Source organism: Pseudorhodoferax sp. Leaf274, assembly GCF_001422445.1.
Classification (GTDB): Bacteria; Pseudomonadota; Gammaproteobacteria; order Burkholderiales; family Burkholderiaceae_C; genus Pseudorhodoferax.
The window spans coordinates 14966-34328 of record NZ_LMNA01000002.1; the positions used below are offsets into that span (position 1 = coordinate 14966).

Genomic DNA, 19363 nt, shown 5'->3' on the forward strand with positions numbered 1-19363 from the left:
GCCCGCAGCCTGCTGCTGCCGGGCATGGACTGCTTACTTGACGTCTTTCCAGAACGCAGCGTTCAGGCGCCAGGTGATGACTGAGAAAACAGCGAGGAACAACAGAACCCAGACGCCCACGCGCACGCGCGTGTTCTGCGCCGGTTCGGCCATCCAGGCCATGAAGCTGACCAGGTCGCCGACGGCCTGATCGTATTGCAGGGGCGTCATTGTGCCCGGCTTCACCTGCTCCCATCCCTTGAAGACCGGCACGGCATGGCCATGGCTCTGCATTTCCTCGAAGACGGGCTTGCGCTCGCCTTGCAGTTCCCACAGCACGTGCGGCATGCCGACGCTGGGGAAGGCCAGGTTGTTCCAGCCTGTGGCCTTGGTCTCGTCGCGGTAGTAGGTGCGCAGGTAGGTGTACAGGTAGTCGGCACCCGTGCCACCGTGGCCGGAGCGCGAGCGCGTCATCAGCGTGAGGTCGGGCGGATTGGCGCCGAACCATTCCTTGGCCTGGCGCGGATCGATCGCGGCCTTCATGGTCTCGCCGACCTTGTCGGTCGTGAACAGCAGGTTGTCCTTGATCTGCTGCTCGGTCAGGCCGATGTCCTGGAGCCGGTTGAAGCGCATGAACGCTGCCGAATGGCAGTTCAGGCAGTAGTTGACGAACAGCTTGGCGCCGTTTTGCAGCGCCACCATGTCGTTGGTCCTGACGGGCGCCTTGTCCCAGGCGATGCCGCCTTCGGCCGCCTGCGCGCTGCCGGCGGCCAGGCCCAGCGACAGCAACAGGCCTGCGATGAAACCGTGGAGATTCTTTTTCATGATCTGCGTCTGTTCCGTGGGCTCAGTGCGGGTTGAAGGTCACGCGCGTGGGCACCGGCTTGGGCTCGCCCAGGCGGCTCCACCAGGGCATCAGCAGGAAGAAGCCGAAATAGAACAGGGTGCCGACCTGCGACACGCGCTCGCCGATCGGCGACGGTGCCTGCACGCCCAAATAGGCCAGCACCACGAAGTTGATGACGAACACGCCATACACGTACTTGTGCCAGTCGGGGCGGTAGCGGATCGACTTGACGGGGCTGTGGTCCAGCCAGGGCAGGAAGAACAGGATGATGACCGCGCCACCCATGACGACCACGCCCCAGAACTTGGCGTCGATCGACAGCATCATCGCCACGGCCGCGATCGCCACCACGACGATGCCGGCCTTGACGAAGCCGGGCAGGCGCAGCTTGAGCGTCATGAGCCCGGCGCCCAGCACCACGCAGGCGATCAGCACATACATCATCTCGCTCGTGATGGCGCGCAGCATCGAGTAGAACGGCGTGAAGTACCAGACCGGCGCGATGTGCGCAGGCGTCTTCAGCGGGTCGGCCGGGATGAAGTTGTTGTACTCGAGGAAGTAGCCGCCAAACTCGGGGGCGAAGAAGATCACCGCCGTGAAGGCCATCAGGAACACGCACACGCCGAAGATGTCGTGCACGGTGTAGTACGGGTGGAAGGGGATGCCGTCCAGCGGCTTGCCGTTGGCGTCCTTGGTGGCCTTGATCTCGATGCCGTCGGGGTTGTTGGAGCCCACGTCGTGCAGCGCCAGCAGGTGCGCCACCACCAAGCCCAGCAGCACCAGCGGCACGGCGATCACGTGGAAGCTGAAGAAGCGGTTCAGCGTGGCGTCGCCGACCACGTAGTCGCCGCGGATCAGCAGCGCCAGATCGGGGCCGATGAAGGGGATGGCGGCGAACAGGTTCACGATCACCTGGGCGCCCCAGTAGGACATCTGGCCCCAGGGCAGCAGGTAGCCCATGAAGGCCTCGGCCATCAGGCACAGGAAGATCGCGCAGCCGAACACCCAGACCAGCTCGCGCGGCTTGCGGTACGAGCCGTACAGCAGGCCCCGGAACATGTGCAGGTAGACCACCACGAAGAAGGCCGAGGCCCCGGTGGAATGCATGTAGCGGATCAGCCAGCCCCAGGGCACGTCGCGCATGATGTACTCGACCGAGGCGAACGCGAGGTTCGCATCGGGCTTGTAGTGCATCACGAGGAAGATGCCGGTGACGATCTGGATCACGAGGACCAGCAGCGCCAGCGAGCCGAAGATGTACCAGAAGTTGAAGTTCTTCGGCGCGTAGTAGTCCGACATGTGGACGCGGTAGGCGTCGAACGCGGTCGGGAACCGGTTCTCCAGCCAGTTGGTCACATGCGCGCCGATGGGCGCGTTGGGCGAGATTTCCTTGAATTCAGCCATGTCCGTCGTGCCCCCTCATGCCTTCTTGTCGTCGCCGATCAGCAGGCGCGTGTCGGACAGGTATTGGTGCGGTGGCACCTCGAGGTTGTCGGGCGCCGGCTTGTTGGCAAACACCCGGCCGGCCAGGTCGAAGGTCGAGCCGTGGCAGGGGCACAGGAAACCGCCCTCCCAGTTGTCGGGCAGCGAGGGCTGGGGGCCGGGCGTGAACTTGTCGACCGGCGAGCAGCCCAGGTGGGTGCAGATGCCGACCACGACCAGCACATCGGGTTTGATCGAGCGGCCTTCGTTGCGTGCGTACTCGGGCGTCAATTCAGACGGCTTGCGCAGCGACTTGGGATCGGCCAGCTGGCTGTCGAGCTTGGGCAGCTCGGCCAGTTGCTCGGGCGTGCGCTTGATGATCCAGACGGGCTTGCCCCGCCATTCCACGGTGACCTTCTCTCCCGGCTTGAGCGCCGAGATGTCGACCTCGACGGCGGCGCCCGCCGCCTTGGCGCGCTCCGATGGCTGAAACGTGCTCACGAACGGAACTGCGGTCGCCACACCACCTACCGCCCCCGCGCAACCGGAGGCGATCAGCCATGTCCGCTTGCTACGGTCGACTGGAATGTCACTCATGGGGTTCCTCAAAAGTCTCTTATTGGAGTCAACAAAAGATTGTAGCGGACAGGGTTATTCGCTCTCAAGGCGCACTGATGCAGCGCGTGCGCCCTGCGCGACAGACTTTTACAGCGAGAATGCCTCGGTTTTTCACTCAGCGAAGCGAGGAATGCCATGGGGATGGTGCAGGAGTTCAAGGAGTTCGCCGTCAAGGGCAACGTGATCGACCTCGCGGTCGGCGTGATCATCGGCGGCGCGTTCGGAAAGATCGTCGATTCGGTGGTGGCCGACCTCATCATGCCCGTCGTGGGCCTGGTGTTCGGCAAGCTGGACTTTTCCAACCTGTTCGTGGTGCTGGGCACCGTTCCCGCCGGCGTGCCGAACACGCTGGACGCGCTGCGCAAGGCCGGCGTGCCGGTGCTGGCCTATGGCAACTTCATCACCATCGCGGTGAACTTCGCGATCCTGGCTTTCATCATCTTCATGATGGTCAAGCAGATCAACCGCCTCAAGCGCTCGGAACCGGCCATCACGCCGGCAGCCCCGGCCACACCCGAGGACATCGTGCTGCTGCGCGAGATCCGCGACAGCCTGAAGAAGTAGGCAGACTCAGGCGATCGCCAGCTGGCGCGCCATGCGCAAGGCCTCGACGAGGCTGCGCGCATCGGCCCGGCCGGTGCCGGCGATGTCGAAGGCCGTGCCGTGGTCCGGGCTGGTGCGCACCAGCGGCAGGCCCAGCGTCACGTTCACGCCTTGCTCCACGCCAAGGTATTTCACCGGGATCAGCCCCTGGTCGTGGTACATGGCCACGACCACGTCGAACGCGCCGGTGCGGGCGCGCATGAACACCGTGTCGGGCGCATAAGGGCCCTGGGCGTCGATGCCTTCGGTGCGCGCCGCTGCCATGGCCGGCGCGATGGTCTCGATCTCCTCGCGGCCGAACAGGCCGCCCTCGCCCGCATGCGGATTCAGCCCGGCCACGCCGATGCGCGGCGCGCGGCCAAGTATGGTGGCCAGGGCCGCATGCGTGATGCGCAGCGTCTGCAGCACGTTGTCGAACGTCACCGCATCCAACGCGGTGCGCAGCGCCAGATGGATGCTGACCAGCACGGTGCGCAGCTCCGGGTTGGCCAGCATCATGCGCACCGGCATCTCTGCCACGGGCCGCCCGGCATGCGCCGCAGCCTCGGCTTGTAGCAGTTCGGTGTGGCCCGGATAAGGCACGCCTGCAGCGGCCAGCGCCTCCTTGTGCACGGGCGCGGTGACCAGCGCCGCAACCTCGCCCCGCAAGGCGGCCCGCGCACCCCACGCCACGCAGTCGGCGGCCAGGCGGCCAGCTGCCGCACTGACGATCCCATAGGGCATGGCGGGCGTGTCCGCCCCCGGCTGCAGCACCGGAATGCAGCGTGGCGGCACCTGCCAGGTGTCCCGGGGCGTGGCGATCGGCGCCAGCGCGGGCACCACCCCGGTCAGCAGCGCCAGCGCGCGCCGCATGAGCCCCACATCGCCCACGACAAAACAACCCTGCAGCAACGCGGGCTCGGCCTGGAAAGCCTTGGCGATGATTTCCGGGCCGATGCCGGCGGCATCGCCCATGCTGATGGCCACCGGCTGGATGGCAGTCGGCGCGGCCATCAGGCGGGGTTCTCGATGTCGATGAAGCGGTGCGCGATGCCCAGCGCCGCCGCAACCTGCGCGGCCACGGCCGGCGCGCCATACCGCTCGGTCGCGTGGTGGCCGCAGGCCAGGAAGGCCACGCCGCATTCGCGCGCCAGATGGGCCTGCGGCTCGGAGATTTCGCCGGTGATGAACGCATCGGCGCCCGCCGTGATGGCCGCCTCGAAGTACGACTGCGCGCCGCCCGTGCACCACGCGATGCGGCGCAGCGGCCGGCCATGGCCCGGATCGACCAGCGTCACGCGGCGGCCCAGCCGTTGCTCCACGTGCTGCGCCAGCATCTGCGCATCGGCAAACACGCCCCGACCCATGAAACCGAGCTCCTGCTCGCCGAAGCGCGTCGGCTCTACGGTCAGCTCCAGCACACGGCCCAATTGCGCGTTGTTGCCGAGTTCAGGGTGCGCATCCAGCGGCAAGTGGTAGGCCAGGAGACTGATGTCGTGCGCGAGCAGCAGCGCCAGACGCTGCTTCATCCAGCCCGTGACGGTGCCGCTCTGGCCGCGCCAGAACAATCCGTGGTGCACGAAGATGGCGTCGGCCCCGTCGGCAACCGCGGCCTCGATCAACGCCCGGCTGGCCGTCACGCCACTGACGAGCCGGCGGACCTGCGCCCTGCCCTCCACCTGCAGCCCGTTCGGCCCGTAGTCCTTGAAACGGGCCGGCTGCAGCAGTGCATCGCAGGCCTGCAGCAATTCGTCGCGCGTGGTGGTGTGCATGGCCGGATTGTCTCAGGCCATCCGGCCCGTCACGCGCGCGGTTGCCAGCCGCGCGAGGCGAACGGCCAGAGGCCGATCAGGAAGCCGAGCGCCGCGACCGCGGCCACGTAGTGGGCCGGTGCCATCACGTCGTACTTCTGCCAGACGCTGATCAGCACCGGTGTCAGGCCCCCGAAGACCGCGTACGCCATGTTGTAGGCGAACGAAAGGCCGCTGAAGCGCACCGCCGGCGGGAAGGCGCGCACGCCCACGATGGGCAGCAGCGCGATGGAGCCGACGAAGAAGCCGATCAGCGCGTAGCTCCACACCAGCGATTCGGGCGTACCGGGCAGGCCCAGGTAGAACAGGTAGGTCGTGACGAACAGGCCGCCCCAGCCGATCAGCATCACCGCCTTGGTGCCGAGCCGGTCCGATGCCCAGCCCACGACAGCGCAGCCGACGGTCAGCGTGAAGGTCGCCGCCAGGTTGGCCTGCAGCGACAGCTTGGCCGGGATCTGGAACACCTTCTGCAGGTAGGCCGGCGTGAACAGGATCACCACGACGATGGCGGTCGACAAGACCCAGGTCATGAGCGCCACCAGCACGATGGCCGTGCGGTGCTCGCGCAGCACGGTCTTGACGGGCATTTCGCGCGCCACCTTCTTGCGCTCGGCCAACTCCTGGAACACCGGCGTCTCTTCGAGGAAGCGGCGCAGGTAGACCGACACGAGCCCGAACACGCCGCCCAGGATGAAGGGAATACGCCAGGCCCCATCGTGGATCTCGGCCGGCGTGTAGTGCGTGTTGAGCGCCACGGCGATCAGCGAGCCCAGCAAAATGCCGCCCGTGATGCCGGCCGTCAACGTGCCCACGGCCATGCCGTAGTGGCGCTGCGGCACGTGTTCGGCCACGAACACCCAGGCACCCGGCATCTCGCCGCCGATGGCCGCCCCCTGCAGGATGCGCATGGCCAGCAACAGCAGCGGCGCTGCGATGCCGATGGCGGCATAGGTGGGCAACAGGCCGATGACCAGCGTCGGCACGGACATCAGGAAAATCGACAGCGTGAACATGCGCTTGCGGCCCAGGATGTCGCCGAAGTGCGCAATGACGATGCCGCCCAGCGGCCGCGCCAGGTAGCCGGCGGCGAAGATGCCCAGCGTCTGCAGCTGGCGCAGCCAATCCGGCATGTCGGCCGGGAAGAACAGCGCGCCCAGCACGTTGGCGAAGAACACGAAGACGACGAAGTCGTAGAACTCCAGCGTGCCGCCCAGAGCCGACAGGCCCAGGGTGCGGAAATCGCGTCGGGTCAGCGGTCGGCGCGATGCGGCGTCCTGCTGGGACGACGCCGAAACGTAGGTGGTCATGGCAAGGTTAGGTGGAAACGGCGTGCAGGATCGCGTCTGCGCAAGACGCCGCCGCGGGGGTGGGCGGCACGGAGAAAGTCGTTCGGCGGGAGGGTCCGGGTGGGGCCTGGCCCAGGCACGCAACCGGGGTGTCCGGTCCGGCATGGCGGAGAACGCAGCGGTTGGCGCAGGGCCGCGATTCTAAGGGTTTACCCGGTATCGTGCAGCGCCAGGACCAGCGTGCGGCCTGCGGAGCGCCACCGCCATGGCCGACAATGCGCGCTTTCCCGGATTTCCCCTTGCCACCATGAAGCGCTTCTGGCTGCTCTTTTCCCAATCCGTGACCGTGCTGCTCGCGGCCTATTTCGTCGTCGCGACGCTGAAGCCCGAGTGGCTGGGCAAGCGCAGCTTCGCGGGCGGCAGCATCTCCGTCATCGAGGCGCCTGCCGCGCCACCGGGCACGGTCGCCGCCGGCAGCTTTGCACCGGCCGCCAAGCGTGCCGCGCCCGCCGTGGTCAGCATCAACACCAGCACGGCGGCCCAACCGCATCCCAACAGCAACGACCCGTGGTTCCGCTTCTTCTTCGGCGACCGCGGCGGCGAGGCGCGCGCCGGCCTGGGCAGCGGCGTGATCGTGAGCGCCGAAGGCTATGTGCTGACCAACAACCACGTGGTCGAGGGCGCCGACGTGATCGAGGTGATCCTCAACGACGCGCGGCGCACCCAGGCCAAGGTGATCGGCACCGATCCCGAGACCGACCTGGCCATCCTCAAGATCGACCTCGACAAACTGCCCGTCATGGTGCTGGGCAGCTCGGACGCGCTGCAGGTCGGCGACCAGGTGCTGGCCATCGGCAACCCCTTCGGCGTGGGCCAGACCGTGACCAGCGGCATCATCAGTGCGCTGGGCCGCAACCAGCTGGGCCTGAGCCCGCTGCAGGAATTCATCCAGACCGATGCCGCCATCAACCCCGGCAATTCGGGCGGCGCACTGGTCGACACCACGGGCAACCTGCTGGGCATCAACACCGCGATCTACTCGCGCTCCGGCGGCAGCATGGGCATCGGCTTCGCGATTCCCGTGTCGACGGCCAAGCTGGTGCTCGAAGGCATCGTGCGCGACGGCCAGGTCCGGCGCGGCTGGATCGGCGTCGAACCCAACGACCTCTCGCCCGAACTGGCCGAGACCTTCGGCGTGAAGACCACGGCCGGCGTGATCATCACCGGCGTGCTGCAGAACGGCCCGGCGGCACAGGCCGGCGTGCGGCCGGGCGATGTCATCGCCGCGGTGTCCGGCAAGCCCATCGGCAACGTGACGGAATTGCTGTCGTCGGTGGCCGCGCTCAAGCCCGGCGAAGCATCGGAATTCGAAGTGCTGCGGCGCGAGGAACGCCTGCGTGTGCAGGTGACGCCCGGCGTGCGGCCCAAGCCGCAGCGCGCGCAGCGGCCCTGATCCAAACGGCTGCTAGGAGCCGTTGCCGCTGGTTTCGGCCTGCGCCTCCTCGGGCGCCTTCGTGTGTTTGATGAACAGCTGCGCCGCCCAGATGCCCACCTCGTAGAGGATGCACATGGGAATGGCCAGCGCCAGCTGCGACACGACGTCCGGCGGCGTCACGATGGCGGCCACGACGAAGGCCACCACGATGAAGTAGCCGCGAAAGCTCTTGAGCTTGTCCACGGTGACGATGCCCACGCGCGCCAGCACGACCACGGCGATCGGCACCTCGAAGGCCAGGCCGAACGCCAGGAACATGCTCAGCGCAAAGCCGAGATACGCCTCGATGTCAGGCGCGGCGGTGATGCTCTTGGGCGCAAAGCTCTGGATGAACTTGAACACCTGGCCGAACACGAAGTAGTAGCAGAACGCCACGCCGATCAGGAACAGCAGTGTGCTGGAAATGACCAGCGGCATGACCAGCTTCTTCTCGTGCGAATACAGGCCTGGCGCCACGAAGGCCCAGACCTGGTAGAGCACGACCGGCAGCGCGATCATGAAGGCGGCCATCAGCAGGATCTTGAGCGGCACCAGGAACGGCGAGATCACGGAGGTGGCGATCAAGGTGGCACCCGCCGGCAACGCCGCCACCAGTGGCGCGGCCAGCAGGTCGTACAGCGCGCCAGGGCCAGGCCAGACGGCCAGCACGGCCGCGACGACCCCGATGGCGACCACGGCCTTGATCAGCCGGTCGCGCAGTTCCATCAGGTGCTCTACGAACGGCTGCTCCGTACCGGCGAGTTCGTCTTCCTTCGTGTTCGGATCAGGCATGGTGCAAGCGGATGGACGGCGGGCAGCTGCGCCGGCCGGACACGGTGCAAACCGTGGTCAATTGAGTTTCTGGGGCCGGTAGCGGGCCACCCGCGCTGCACCGGACAAGGCCTTGGTGCGGACACCTGTGCGCGCCTTGTACCACTGCGGCATGGCGCCCTGCTTCACACGCCAGTGCTTCTTGGGGTGCTTGTATTCGGGATAGCGCACGAAGCCTTCGGCCGCCGTACTGTCGGACGACGCGGTCGTGCTGCCGTCCAGCCCGGCCGTGGTGGCGGCCCAGTCCTTTTCGAAGTCGCTGGCAGAGGTCTGCATGGAGGTCTGCACGTCGCGCGCGGCACCCTCCACCGTGTCCTTCATCTTCTTGAGTTCGTCCAGCTCCATGGAGCGGTTGACCTCGGCCTTGACGTCGGCCACGTAACGCTGCGCCTTGCCGAGCAAGGTGCCCACGGTGCGGGCCACGCGCGGCAGCTTTTCCGGCCCGATGACGATCAACGCCACCGCGCCGATCAGCGCCATCTTCGATATGCCGAGATCGATCACGGGCGGACGATCAGGACTTGGTCTTGGCTTCGACGTCGATGGTGGACTTCTCGGCGTTGGCTGCCGTGTTGCCCACCTGCGCGTTCGGGCCGGTGGCGGCCTTGTCGTCCGTGGCGCTGCCGTCCTTCATGCCGTCCTTGAAGCCCTTGACGGCGCCACCCAGGTCGCTGCCCATGTTCTTGAGCTTCTTGGTGCCGAACACCATCACCACGATCAACAGCACGATCAACCAGTGCCAGATGGAAAAAGAACCCATGGAAGTACTCCTAACGAATTGCGTTGAATTTTAGTGCGCGGGATGAACCATTCCCGCCGTAGGCGAATGTTCAGCCGCGCGCCCAGGGGCGCGGACCGCCCAGGACATGCAGATGCAGGTGGTGCACCTCCTGGCCGCCTTCGGTGCCGGTGTTGACCACCAGCCGGAAGCCGCCCTCGGGATACGGGTTGCAGCCCTCCTGCGCGGCCAGCCGCGGCGCCAGCGTGAGCATGCGGCCCAGCATGGGTGCATGTTCCTCGGTCACATGGGCCATCGACGCCACATGGGCCTTGGGCACGATCAGGAAGTGGATGGGCGCGGCAGGGCGGATGTCGTGGAACGCGAAGAACTCGTCGTCCTCGTACACCTTGCGGGACGGGATCTGCCCTCGGGCGATCTTGCAGAACAGGCAATCGGAGTCGTGCATGCGGGCTCGCTCAACGGGATGGGCCGACCGGGCGGCTGGCGTTCATGTCCACCATGCCACGCACGATGCGGTACAGGAACCAGATGGAGATCACCAGCCAGGCGATGGCACCGGGCAGGTACAGCAGGAAGAACAGCGGCAGCGTGACCAGGTAGAGCACGCCAGCCCACAGCACCGAGCGGATGCGCCAGGAGAAGTGGCTGGCCTGCCAGGTGCCTTCGGCATCCGAGCGCTTGACAAGGTCGATCACCAGCGCGACCAGCAACAGGCCGATGCTGGGCTGGGCCGAGGGCACCACGGCCGCCACCGCCACCACCAGGTGCAGCACGTAGCTGATCCAGCCCACCGTCTTGAGCTGCTGGGCCTGTTCGCTGTCCTTGACCTGAACGTCGACGATGTCGTCAGCCACGGCCATCTCCTTCGCGCGCAACGGCCTTGCGCAAGGCCTTTTCCTCGATGCCGCTGGTGCCTTCGCGGCGCAGCAGCTCGTCGATCACATCCTGCGGGCCGGCGCCGTAATGCGCCAGCGCCACCAGCGAGTGGAACCACAGGTCGGCCACCTCGGCCACGAACTTGCCCTGCAGGTGGGCGGCATCGCCGCGGCCGGCGTCGATGTCCTTGCCGGCCATGACGACCTCGGTCGCCTCCTCGCCGATCTTCTTCAGGAAGGCGTCCGGGCCCTTGTGCAGCAGCCGGGCCACGTAGCTGGCCTCGGGGTTGCCGCCGGCCGCGGGCTTGCGGCTCTCGATCACGGCCGCGAGGCGGCCCAATGCGTCCTGGGACAAAGTGCTCATGCGGGCCTACTTGTAGATGGACTCGGGGTCTTTCAAGACCGGATCGACGGCCTGCCAGCGCGCGCCGCCATGGGATTGGCCAGCGGCCTCGAGCTTGCTGAAGAAGCAGCTGTGCCGGCCCGTGTGGCAGGCGATGCCCGGCTCGTGCCCGAGCTGGGTGACCTTGAGCAGCACCACGTCGGCATCGCAATCGAGCCGGATCTCGTGCACGGTCTGCACGTGGCCAGATTCCTCGCCCTTGAACCACAGCTTGCCGCGCGACCGGCTGAAGTACACGGCGCGCTGGAGCTCGAAGGTCTTCTGCAGCGCCTCACGGTTCATCCAGGCGAACATCAGCACGTCGCCGCTCGCAGCTTCCTGGGCGATCGCGGGCACCAGGCCCTGCGCATCCCACTTCACATCGTCCAACCAGTCCATCGCGGGATTCTCGGTGATCACGATGACGTCAGATCCGTACGGGAATACCGCGCGCCGCCATGTGGGCCTTGGCCTGGCCCACGGTGAACTCGCCATAGTGGAAGATGCTCGCGGCCAGCACGGCATCGGCGCCGCCGGACTGCACGCCGTCGGCCAGGTGGTCCAGGCTGCCGACCCCGCCCGAGGCGATGACAGGCACGCCCACGGCATCGCTGACCGCCCGCGTGAGCGCCAGGTCGAAGCCGGACTTGGTGCCGTCGCGGTCCATGCTGGTCAGGAGGATCTCGCCGGCGCCGCGGCGCGCCATCTCGGCGGCCCATTGCACGGCGTCCAGGCCGGTGTTCTTGCGCCCGCCATGGCTGTAGACATCCCAGCCGGCCCCGCGCTGCGCGGCATCCTCGGGGCTGCGGCGCTTGGCGTCGATGGCCACCACGATGCACTGTGCACCGTACTTGTCCGAAGCCTGGTTGATGACTTCGGGGTTGGCGATGGCGGCCGAGTTGAAGCTGGTCTTGTCGGCGCCCGAATTGAGCAGCCGGCGCACGTCTTCGACGGTGCGCACGCCGCCCCCCACCGTCAGCGGAATGAAGACCTGCGAGGCCACGGCCTCGATGATGGGCAGGATCAGGTCGCGGCCGTCGCTGGTGGCGGTGATGTCGAGGAAGGTCAGTTCGTCGGCACCCTGCTCGTTGTAGCGCGCCGCGATCTCCACGGGGTCGCCCGCATCGCGCAGCTCGACGAAGTTGACGCCCTTGACGACACGGCCGCCCGTGACATCCAGGCAAGGAATGATGCGTTTGGCCAGCATGGGCGTTCTGCTCGAGAAAAAAGAGGGGGAGATCAGGCGGCGACGGACAGGCGCTGCCAGCCGGCCCACTGCGCCCCGGGTGCCAGGCTCAGCGGGCGCTCGACCTGTGCCGCCTCCACGCACAGCATCTGCACGTAGCTGTCGGGCGCCATGTCGGCCATGGTGGCGGACTTGGCAGCGCCGGGGTTCCAGACCACGGTGTCTTCGAAGCTTGCGCTCTGGGCGATCTCCAGCTGCGTGCTGCCGTCCAGAAGGCGCAAAGGCGCCGGTGCGGCACGGAACACGCGGTCGAACTCGCCGTCGAAGCGCACCTCGCCCGCATGCGCAGCACGGGTGTCGGCCAGCGCGTCCCAGCAGGGCTGGCCGTCCAGCCCCTGCAGCCGCACGCCGGCGATGTCCTGCACCTGCAGGTAGGTGTGCAGCGCGCCTGTGAAGCTCCAGGGCGTGGCGCCCGTGTTGTCGAGCTCCAGCAGCATCTCCAGCCGGCCGGCACCGAGCCGCAGCGTCAGCGCGAAGCGGAAGGCCGCCGCCCATCGGGTGCGCGTCGCCGCATCGCTTTCGAGGACCAGCGTCAGCAGCACATCGCCCGAGGCCGCCTCGGCACGCGCACCGCCGCAGCGCCAGGGCAGGTTGCGCGCAAAGCCGTGCTTGGGCAGCGGGCCGCGTTCATTGAACTGCGGCAGGCAGACCGGCACGCCGCCGCGGATGGCGGCCTGGCCATCGAAGACCGCCTTGGGGCTCAGGTACAGGCGTTCACGCCCGGCACCGGTCCATGACAGCACATGGGCGCCATGCAGCGCCACCAGCAGGCTGTCGTCGGGACCCCAGTTCAGTCGCAGGCAGGGCTGGCCGCGGAAGGATTCGGCCGCGGCCGCCAGCTCAGCCATTGTTGTAGTTGTCGGCGCGCTCCTGCGCGCTGGCGAAATCCAGGTCGCCGGTGTAGATGGCACGGCCGCAGATCACACCCTCGATGCCTTCGCTCTCGACCTCGCAGAGCTTCTCGATGTCGCCGATGTTCGACAGCCCGCCCGAGGCGATGACCGGCGTGCCGAGCGCCTGCGCCAGCTTGACGGTGGCGTCGATGTTGATGCCCGTCAGCATGCCGTCGCGGCCGATGTCGGTGTAGATGAAGGACTCGACGCCGTAGTCCTCGAACTTCTTGGCCAGATCGACGACCTCGTGGCCCGTGAGCTTGCTCCAGCCGTCGGTGGCGACCTTGCCGTCCTTGGCGTCCAGGCCCACGATGATGTGGCCGCCGAAGGCCGTGCAGGCATCGTGCAGGAAGCCGGGGTTCTTGACGGCTGCGGTGCCGATGATCACGTAGCGCAGGCCGGCATCCAGGTAACGCTCGATCGTGTCCAGGTCGCGGATGCCACCGCCCAGCTGCACATCGACCACGTCGCCGACTTCCTTGAGGATGCGCCGGATCGCCATCTCGTTCTTGGGCTTGCCGGCGAAGGCGCCGTTGAGGTCGACCAGATGCAGGCGGCGCGCGCCCTGGTCGACCCACTTGCGCGCCATTTCGGCCGGGTCGTCGCTGAAGGTGGTGGACTGTTCCATGTCGCCTTGTTTGAGGCGCACGCATTGACCGTCTTTCAGATCGATTGCAGGAATGAGGAGCATGGTGCTGAAGGCAGCCTGGAGCGGTGGGAAGAAAAGGTCAGGGATTCCAGTGGAGGAAGTTGCGGTACAGCGCCAGACCATGCGCTGCACTCTTCTCCGGGTGGAACTGGGTCGCAAAAATATTATCGCGGGCGATGGCGCAGGTAAAGGTTTCCCCGTACTCCGTCAAGCCCGCACTGTGGCGCTGATCCGACGGACGCGCGTAAAAACTGTGCACGAAGTAGAACCAGCTCTGGTCCGGCACTTCGCCCCAGACCGGATGGCGGCGCCCGTCGGGCTGCTGCTGCGCCACACGGTTCCAGCCCATCTGCGGCACCTTGTAGCGGCTGCCGTCGGGCTGGGTGCGGCCCTGCAGCGCGAAGCGCAGCACCTCGCCAGCGATCAGGCCCAGCCCTGGCGTGGCGCCACTGGCATCGCCCGCACGCGTCTCGGCGCTGCGGTCCAGCAGCATCTGCATGCCGACGCAGACACCGAACAGGGGCTTGCTGGCCGCGGCTTCGCGCACCGACTCCAGCAGGCCGGAATCGCGCAACTCGCGCATGCAGTCGGGCATGGCGCCCTGGCCGGGCAGCACCACGCGCGTGGCCGCACGCACCTGGGCCGGATCGCCGGTCACGACGACCTCGACGCCCTCGCCCTGTGCTGCCGCCTGCACGGCCTGCGACACCGAGCGCAGGTTGCCCATGCCGTAGTCGACCACGGCCACGGTGTTGCCGGCCATTACAGCGAACCCTTGGTGGAAGGGATGGTGCCGAGTGCGCGCGGGTCGAATTCCAGCGCGCCGCGCAGCGCGCGGGCGAAGGCCTTGAACACGGTCTCGCACTGGTGGTGTGCGTTCACGCCGCGCAGATTGTCGATGTGCAGCGTCACGAACGCGTGGTTCACGAAGCCCTGGAAGAACTCGTGGGTCAGCTGCGTGTCGAACGCGCCGATCATGCCGCTCGTGAACGGCACGTTGAGCACCAGGCCGGGACGGCCCGAGAAGTCGATCACCACGCGGCTGAGGGCCTCGTCCAGCGGCACGTAGGCGTGGCCGTAGCGCCGGATGCCTTTCTTGTCGCCGATGGCCTTGGCCACGGCTTGGCCCAGCGTGATGCCCACGTCTTCCACCGTGTGGTGGCCGTCGATGTGCAGGTCGCCGTCCACCGCGATGTCCAGGTCGATCAGGCCGTGCCGCGCGATCTGGTCCAGCATGTGGTCGAAGAAGCCGATGCCGGTGGCCAGCTTGGCCTGGCCGGTGCCGTCCAGGTTGACGCGCACCGTGATCTTGGTCTCGGCGGTGTTGCGGCTGACCTCGGCCGTGCGCGCGAATGGCGTGGTGGGGGTGGGGACTAGGCTGCTCATAGGGACTGCTGCAGGGCCCGCAGCATCTGGGCGTTGTCGTCGGCGCTGCCGACCGTCAGGCGCAGGCAGTTGGCCAGCAAGGGGTGCATTTTAGAAACGTTCTTGACCAGCACGCCGCGAGCCTTCATGCCCTCGAACACGGCCTGGGCCCGGCCGTCCTCGCCCGGAATGCGCACCAGCACCATGTTGGCGTCGCTCTTCCAGACCGTGAGGCCCAGCGCGCGCAGCGCCGGCAGAAGCGCATCGCGCTGTGCACGCAGGTCGGCCGCCTGGGCGTCGAACACGTCTGCATGCTCCAGCGCGAACAGCGCGCATTCGGCGTTGAGCACGCTGATGTTGTAGGGCGGGCGCACCTTGTCGATCTCGGCGACCAGCGCGGCCGGCCCCATCATGTAGCCCAGGCGCACGCCGGCCAGGCCGAACTTGCTGAGCGTGCGCATCAGCAGCACGTGGCCGTGGCGCGCCACGCGGGCGATGTAGCTGCGGCTGGCGAAGGGTTGGTAGGCCTCGTCCATGACCACCAGGCCCGGCGCGGCGGCGACGATGCGCTCGATGGCCGCGTCGTCCCACAGGTTGGCCGTGGGGTTGTTCGGATAGGCCAGGAAGACGATGGCGGGCTGGTGCTCTTCGATGGCGGCCAGCATGGCGGCCTCGTCGAGTTCGAAGTCGGCCGTGAGCGGCACGCCGACGAAGTTCAGGCCCTGCAGCTGCGCGCTCATCGCATACATCACGAAGCCGGGCACCGGTGCGACGATGGTGGCGCCGGGCCGGTCGCAGGCCATGGCCAGCAGCGAGATCAGCTCGTCCGAGCCGTTGCCCAGCATGAGGCCGAAGCCTTCGGGCATCTGCGCGTGGCGCGCCAGCGCCTGGCGCAGGTCGTCGAGCCGGCTGCCGGGGTAGCGGTTGAGTTCCACTGCGCCCAGGCGTTGACCCAGCTTCGCCTGCAGCGCCGCAGGCAGCCGGTGCGGGTTCTCCATCGCGTCCATCTTGAGCAGGCCGGTGGCGTCCTGCACGGCGTAGGCGTGCATGGACTGCACGTCCTGGCGGATGAGCTTGGCGAGGCGGGGGGCGAGTCCAGGGGTCATGGGTGCAAACGCAGTTCGGCCGCGCGGGCATGGGCCTGCAGGCCTTCGCCGTGGGCCAGCACGGAAGCGATGGGGCCCAGCACCTGGGCACCCGCCGCGCTGACCTCGATCAGGCTGCTGCGCTTTTGGAAGTCGTAGACACCCAGCGGGCTGGAGAAGCGCGCCGTGCCCGATGTGGGCAGCACGTGGTTGGGGCCGGCGCAGTAGTCGCCCAGGCTCTCGCTGGTGTAGGCACCCAGAAAGATCGCGCCGGCGTGCTTGAGCAGCGGCTCCCAGCGGTGCGGCTCGGCACTGCTGACCTCCAGGTGCTCGGGCGCGATGCGGTTGCTGATGGCACAGGCCTCTTCCATATCGCGCGTGTGGATCAGCGCGCCGCGGCCGTTCAGGCTGGCAGCGATGATCCCGGCGCGGGGCATGGTGGGCAGCAGGCGGTCGATGGCCTGCTGCACGGCGTCGATGTAGGCGGCGTCGGGGCACAGCAGGATGCTTTGCGCCAACTCGTCGTGCTCGGCCTGGCTGAACAGGTCCATCGCCACCCAGTCGGCCGGCGTGCTGCCGTCGGCCAGCACCAGGATCTCGCTGGGGCCGGCGATCATGTCGATGCCGACCGTGCCGAACACGCGGCGCTTGGCGGCGGCCACATAGGCGTTGCCCGGGCCGGTGATCTTGTCCACGGCCGGCACCGCGGCCGTGCCGTAGGCCAGCGCAGCCACGGCCTGGGCGCCGCCGATGGTGAAGGCACGCGTGACGCCGGCCACGTAGGCGGCGGCCAGCACCAGCATGTTCTTCTCGCCGCGCGGTGTCGGCACGACCATGATGATCTCGCCGACGCCGGCCACCTGGGCCGGGATCGCGTTCATGAGCACGCTGGACGGATAAGCGGCCTTGCCGCCCGGCACGTAGATGCCCACGCGGTCCAGCGGCGTGACCTTCTGGCCCAGCAGCGTGCCGTCGGCGTCGCGGTAGCTCCAGCTTTCGCCGCAGGCCTTCTTCTGGGCCTCGTGGTAGGCGCGTACCCGCTGCGCGGCGGCCTGCAAGGCCTTGCGCTGGGCGTCCGGCAGGCCGTCGAAGGCGGCCTTGAGCTCGGCCGGCTGAAGCGTCAGCGCATGCAGGTCCGGCGCATCCAGGCCGTCGAAGCGCCGCGTGTACTCCAGCACGGCAGCGTCGCCACGCTGCTGCACGTCGGCCAGGATGCCGGCCACGCGCTGCTCGATGGCGGCATCGGTGTCGGCCGACCAGTGCAGGCGCGCCTTGAACTGGGCCTCGAAATCGGCCTGGGCCGTGGCCAGGCGCAGCGGACGGGCGGCGAGTGTCATGCCGCGCTCCCGGCCGGCTGGCGCAGCGCCGCGGCAAAACCGTCGATGACCTGGCGCAGCGCCGCCTGCTTGCGCTTGAGCGCGGCCTGGTTCACGACCAGGCGCGAGCTGATGTCCATGATGCGCTCGACCTCGACCAGGCCGTTGGCGCGCAGCGTGTTGCCGGTGGACACCAGGTCAACGATGGCATCGGCCAGGCCCGTCAGCGGCGCCAGTTCCATGCTGCCGTAGAGCTTGATCAGGTCCACGTGCACGCCCTTGGTGGCGAAGAAGTCGCGCGCGATGCCCACGTACTTGGTGGCCACGCGCAGGCGCGAGCCCTGGCGCACGGCCGTGGCGTAGTCGAAGTCCTTGCGCACCGCCACGCTGATGCGGCAGCGCGCGATGTCCAGGTCCAGCGGCTGGTACAGGCCATGGCCGCCGTGCTCGATCAGCGTGTCGCGGCCCGTGATGCCGAGGTCGGCACCGCCGTATTCCACATAGGTCGGCACGTCGGTGGCGCGCACCAGCACCACGCGCAGGTCCGGCTGGTTGGTCGCCAGGATCAGCTTGCGCGAGGTTTCGGGGTCTTCCAGCACCTCGATGCCGGCCGCACGCAGCAGCGGCAGCGTCTCGTCGAAGATGCGTCCCTTGGACAAGGCCAGCGTGATCATGCTTTCACCCGTTCGATGTCGGCACCGATGCCGCGCAACTTGGTTTCCATGCGGTCGTAGCCACGGTCCAGGTGGTAGACGCGGTCGACCAGCGTCTCGCCGTCGGCCACCAGGCCGGCGATGACCAGGCTGGCCGAGGCGCGCAGGTCGGTCGCCATCACCGTGGCGCCCGACAGGCGCGGCGCGCCCTCGATCAGCGCGACCTTGCCGTCGATCTGGATGCGCGCGCCCAGCCGCACCAGCTCGTTCACGTGCATGAAGCGGTTCTCGAAAATCGTCTCGGTGACCTTGCTCGCGCCCTGGGAAATGCAGTTGAGCGCCATGAACTGGGCCTGCATGTCGGTCGGGAAGCCCGGGTACTCGGTGGTGCGGAAGTTCTGCGCGCGCAGGAATTCGTAGGCCGGGGCATCGGCCTGCACGCGCACGCCACCCTCCACGGCCTGCACGCGGGCACCGGCGTCGCGCAGCTTCTCGACGACGGCGTCCATGTGGTCGGCACGCGCGCCGCGCAGCAGCACGTCGCCACCGGCCGCCGCGACGGCGCACAGGAAGGTGCCGGCCTCGATGCGGTCGGCCACCACCTCGTGGGCGCCGCCGTGCAGGCGCTCCACGCCCTCGATCACGATGCGGCGCGTGCCGTGGCCGCGGATGCGCGCGCCCATGGCGATCAGCATCTCGGCCAAGTCGGGGATCTCCGGCTCCTGGGCGGCGTTCTCGAGCACGGTCTCGCCCTCGGCCAGCGCCGCGGCCATCAGGAAGTTCTCTGTGCCGGTGACCGTGACCATGTCGGTCGTGATGTGGGCGCCGCGCAGGCGCGTGCGGCCCTCGGGCAGCCGGGCGATCATGTAGCCGTGCTCCACGGCGATCTGCGCGCCCATGGCCTGCAGGCCCTTGATGTGCTGGTCGACCGGCCGCGAACCGATGGCGCAGCCGCCGGGCAGCGACACCGTCGCGTGGCCGAAGCGCGCCAGCAGCGGGCCCAGCGCCAGCACCGAGGCACGCATGGTCTTGACCAGCTCGTACGGCGCTTCCGGCTTGGTGAGGCTGCGCGCGTTGATGGCCACGCGGCCGTCGTCGTGCTGCTCGACCGCCACGCCCATGTTGCGGATCAGCTTGAGCATGGTGGCCACGTCCTGCAGGTGCGGAACGTTGGACAGCTCGACCGTCTCCTCGGTCAGCAGGGCCGCGCAGAGCTCGGGCAGGGCCGCGTTCTTGGCGCCGGAAATGCGCACCTCGCCGCTCAGGCGGCGGCCGCCGCGAATCAACAGTTTGTCCATGAAAAGCCG

General features: G+C 67.9%; 24 protein-coding genes. 2 read left to right on the forward strand and 22 right to left on the reverse strand.

The window, feature by feature from the left end; all coding sequences use genetic code 11:
* Positions 1–33: 33 nt before the first annotated feature.
* Genes ASF44_RS05630 through petA form a run of 3 tightly spaced genes read right to left on the reverse strand, consistent with a single transcriptional unit; the run spans position 34 to position 2845 of the window.
* Entirely contained in the window at positions 34–804 is a 771-nt protein-coding gene (locus tag ASF44_RS05630) for a cytochrome c1 (protein WP_056898239.1), read from the reverse strand.
* A 22-nt stretch (positions 805–826) separates the two neighbouring features.
* Positions 827–2230 carry a cytochrome bc complex cytochrome b subunit gene (locus ASF44_RS05635; protein ID WP_056898240.1) on the reverse strand — a complete coding sequence of 468 codons (1404 nt, stop codon included), beginning with the start codon at positions 2228–2230 and terminating at the stop codon, positions 827–829.
* A gap of 15 nt (positions 2231–2245) precedes the next feature.
* Complete coding sequence (gene petA / locus ASF44_RS05640; RefSeq protein WP_056898241.1) at positions 2246–2845, reverse strand: ubiquinol-cytochrome c reductase iron-sulfur subunit; 600 nt, start codon at positions 2843–2845, stop codon at positions 2246–2248.
* A 156-nt stretch (positions 2846–3001) separates the two neighbouring features.
* Between petA and mscL the strand changes: the two genes are divergently transcribed.
* A complete protein-coding gene (gene mscL, locus ASF44_RS05645; protein ID WP_056898242.1) occupies positions 3002–3430 on the forward strand; it encodes a large conductance mechanosensitive channel protein MscL in 429 nt (142 codons plus the stop codon).
* A 6-nt stretch (positions 3431–3436) separates the two neighbouring features.
* Here mscL and pdxA read toward each other — a convergent pair whose 3' ends face one another.
* The 3 genes from pdxA to ASF44_RS05660 are packed head-to-tail and all read right to left on the reverse strand — an operon-like array spanning position 3437 to position 6566.
* The gene (gene pdxA / locus ASF44_RS05650) at positions 3437–4462 is read right to left on the reverse strand and encodes a 4-hydroxythreonine-4-phosphate dehydrogenase PdxA (RefSeq protein ID WP_056898243.1); all 1026 of its coding nucleotides are present in this window, start codon (positions 4460–4462) and stop codon (positions 3437–3439) included.
* Positions 4462–5220, reverse strand: a complete 759-nt coding sequence (locus tag ASF44_RS05655; protein ID WP_056898244.1) for a Nif3-like dinuclear metal center hexameric protein — start codon at positions 5218–5220, stop codon at positions 4462–4464. Before ASF44_RS05655 ends, pdxA begins: the two co-directional genes overlap by 1 nt.
* Before the next feature lie 29 nt (positions 5221–5249).
* Positions 5250–6566: an MFS transporter gene (locus tag ASF44_RS05660; protein WP_056898245.1), complete on the reverse strand. Its 1317-nt coding sequence runs from the start codon at positions 6564–6566 to the stop codon at positions 5250–5252.
* A gap of 286 nt (positions 6567–6852) precedes the next feature.
* Between ASF44_RS05660 and ASF44_RS05665 the strand changes: the two genes are divergently transcribed.
* The gene (locus ASF44_RS05665; protein ID WP_056898438.1) at positions 6853–7998 is read left to right on the forward strand and encodes a S1C family serine protease; all 1146 of its coding nucleotides are present in this window, start codon (positions 6853–6855) and stop codon (positions 7996–7998) included.
* Between the two features lie 12 nt (positions 7999–8010).
* On the opposite strand, the gene tatC is transcribed toward ASF44_RS05665, so the two are convergent.
* From tatC to murA, 16 genes are all read right to left on the reverse strand, one after another.
* Positions 8011–8811, reverse strand: coding sequence for a twin-arginine translocase subunit TatC (tatC, locus tag ASF44_RS05670; protein WP_056898246.1), 801 nt, complete (start codon positions 8809–8811; stop codon positions 8011–8013).
* A 57-nt stretch (positions 8812–8868) separates the two neighbouring features.
* On the reverse strand, positions 8869–9354 hold the full coding sequence (gene tatB / locus ASF44_RS05675) for a Sec-independent protein translocase protein TatB (RefSeq protein ID WP_056898247.1): 486 nt from the start codon (positions 9352–9354) through the stop codon (positions 8869–8871).
* 10 nt (positions 9355–9364) lie between these two features.
* The gene (gene tatA, locus ASF44_RS05680) at positions 9365–9610 is read right to left on the reverse strand and encodes a Sec-independent protein translocase subunit TatA (RefSeq protein WP_056898248.1); all 246 of its coding nucleotides are present in this window, start codon (positions 9608–9610) and stop codon (positions 9365–9367) included.
* A gap of 70 nt (positions 9611–9680) precedes the next feature.
* Positions 9681–10037 (reverse strand): histidine triad nucleotide-binding protein, encoded by a 357-nt coding sequence (locus tag ASF44_RS05685; protein ID WP_056898249.1) that lies wholly within the window; start codon positions 10035–10037, stop codon positions 9681–9683.
* 10 nt (positions 10038–10047) lie between these two features.
* The gene (locus ASF44_RS05690; RefSeq protein ID WP_056898439.1) at positions 10048–10446 is read right to left on the reverse strand and encodes a hypothetical protein; all 399 of its coding nucleotides are present in this window, start codon (positions 10444–10446) and stop codon (positions 10048–10050) included.
* Positions 10439–10831: a phosphoribosyl-ATP diphosphatase gene (locus ASF44_RS05695; RefSeq protein ID WP_056898250.1), complete on the reverse strand. Its 393-nt coding sequence runs from the start codon at positions 10829–10831 to the stop codon at positions 10439–10441. Before ASF44_RS05695 ends, ASF44_RS05690 begins: the two co-directional genes overlap by 8 nt.
* A gap of 6 nt (positions 10832–10837) precedes the next feature.
* On the reverse strand, positions 10838–11248 hold the full coding sequence (gene hisI, locus ASF44_RS05700; protein ID WP_056898440.1) for a phosphoribosyl-AMP cyclohydrolase: 411 nt from the start codon (positions 11246–11248) through the stop codon (positions 10838–10840).
* A 28-nt stretch (positions 11249–11276) separates the two neighbouring features.
* Positions 11277–12056: an imidazole glycerol phosphate synthase subunit HisF gene (gene hisF / locus ASF44_RS05705; protein ID WP_056898251.1), complete on the reverse strand. Its 780-nt coding sequence runs from the start codon at positions 12054–12056 to the stop codon at positions 11277–11279.
* Positions 12057–12088: 32 nt separating this feature from the next.
* Positions 12089–12943 (reverse strand): D-hexose-6-phosphate mutarotase, encoded by an 855-nt coding sequence (locus ASF44_RS05710; protein ID WP_056898252.1) that lies wholly within the window; start codon positions 12941–12943, stop codon positions 12089–12091.
* On the reverse strand, positions 12936–13679 hold the full coding sequence (gene hisA, locus ASF44_RS05715; protein WP_056898253.1) for a 1-(5-phosphoribosyl)-5-[(5-phosphoribosylamino)methylideneamino]imidazole-4-carboxamide isomerase: 744 nt from the start codon (positions 13677–13679) through the stop codon (positions 12936–12938). The genes ASF44_RS05710 and hisA overlap by 8 nt, the downstream gene beginning before the upstream one ends.
* Positions 13680–13716: 37 nt before the next feature.
* Complete coding sequence (hisH, locus tag ASF44_RS05720; RefSeq protein ID WP_056898254.1) at positions 13717–14400, reverse strand: imidazole glycerol phosphate synthase subunit HisH; 684 nt, start codon at positions 14398–14400, stop codon at positions 13717–13719.
* On the reverse strand, positions 14400–15023 hold the full coding sequence (gene hisB, locus ASF44_RS05725) for an imidazoleglycerol-phosphate dehydratase HisB (protein WP_056898255.1): 624 nt from the start codon (positions 15021–15023) through the stop codon (positions 14400–14402). Before hisB ends, hisH begins: the two co-directional genes overlap by 1 nt.
* On the reverse strand, positions 15020–16108 hold the full coding sequence (gene hisC, locus ASF44_RS05730; RefSeq protein WP_056898256.1) for a histidinol-phosphate transaminase: 1089 nt from the start codon (positions 16106–16108) through the stop codon (positions 15020–15022). The genes hisB and hisC overlap by 4 nt, the downstream gene beginning before the upstream one ends.
* Positions 16105–17424 (reverse strand): histidinol dehydrogenase, encoded by a 1320-nt coding sequence (hisD, locus tag ASF44_RS05735; protein WP_056898257.1) that lies wholly within the window; start codon positions 17422–17424, stop codon positions 16105–16107. Before hisD ends, hisC begins: the two co-directional genes overlap by 4 nt.
* Positions 17421–18077, reverse strand: coding sequence for an ATP phosphoribosyltransferase (hisG, locus tag ASF44_RS05740; RefSeq protein WP_056898258.1), 657 nt, complete (start codon positions 18075–18077; stop codon positions 17421–17423). Before hisG ends, hisD begins: the two co-directional genes overlap by 4 nt.
* Positions 18074–19354: a UDP-N-acetylglucosamine 1-carboxyvinyltransferase gene (gene murA / locus ASF44_RS05745; protein ID WP_056898259.1), complete on the reverse strand. Its 1281-nt coding sequence runs from the start codon at positions 19352–19354 to the stop codon at positions 18074–18076. The genes hisG and murA overlap by 4 nt, the downstream gene beginning before the upstream one ends.
* Positions 19355–19363 lie beyond the last annotated feature (9 nt).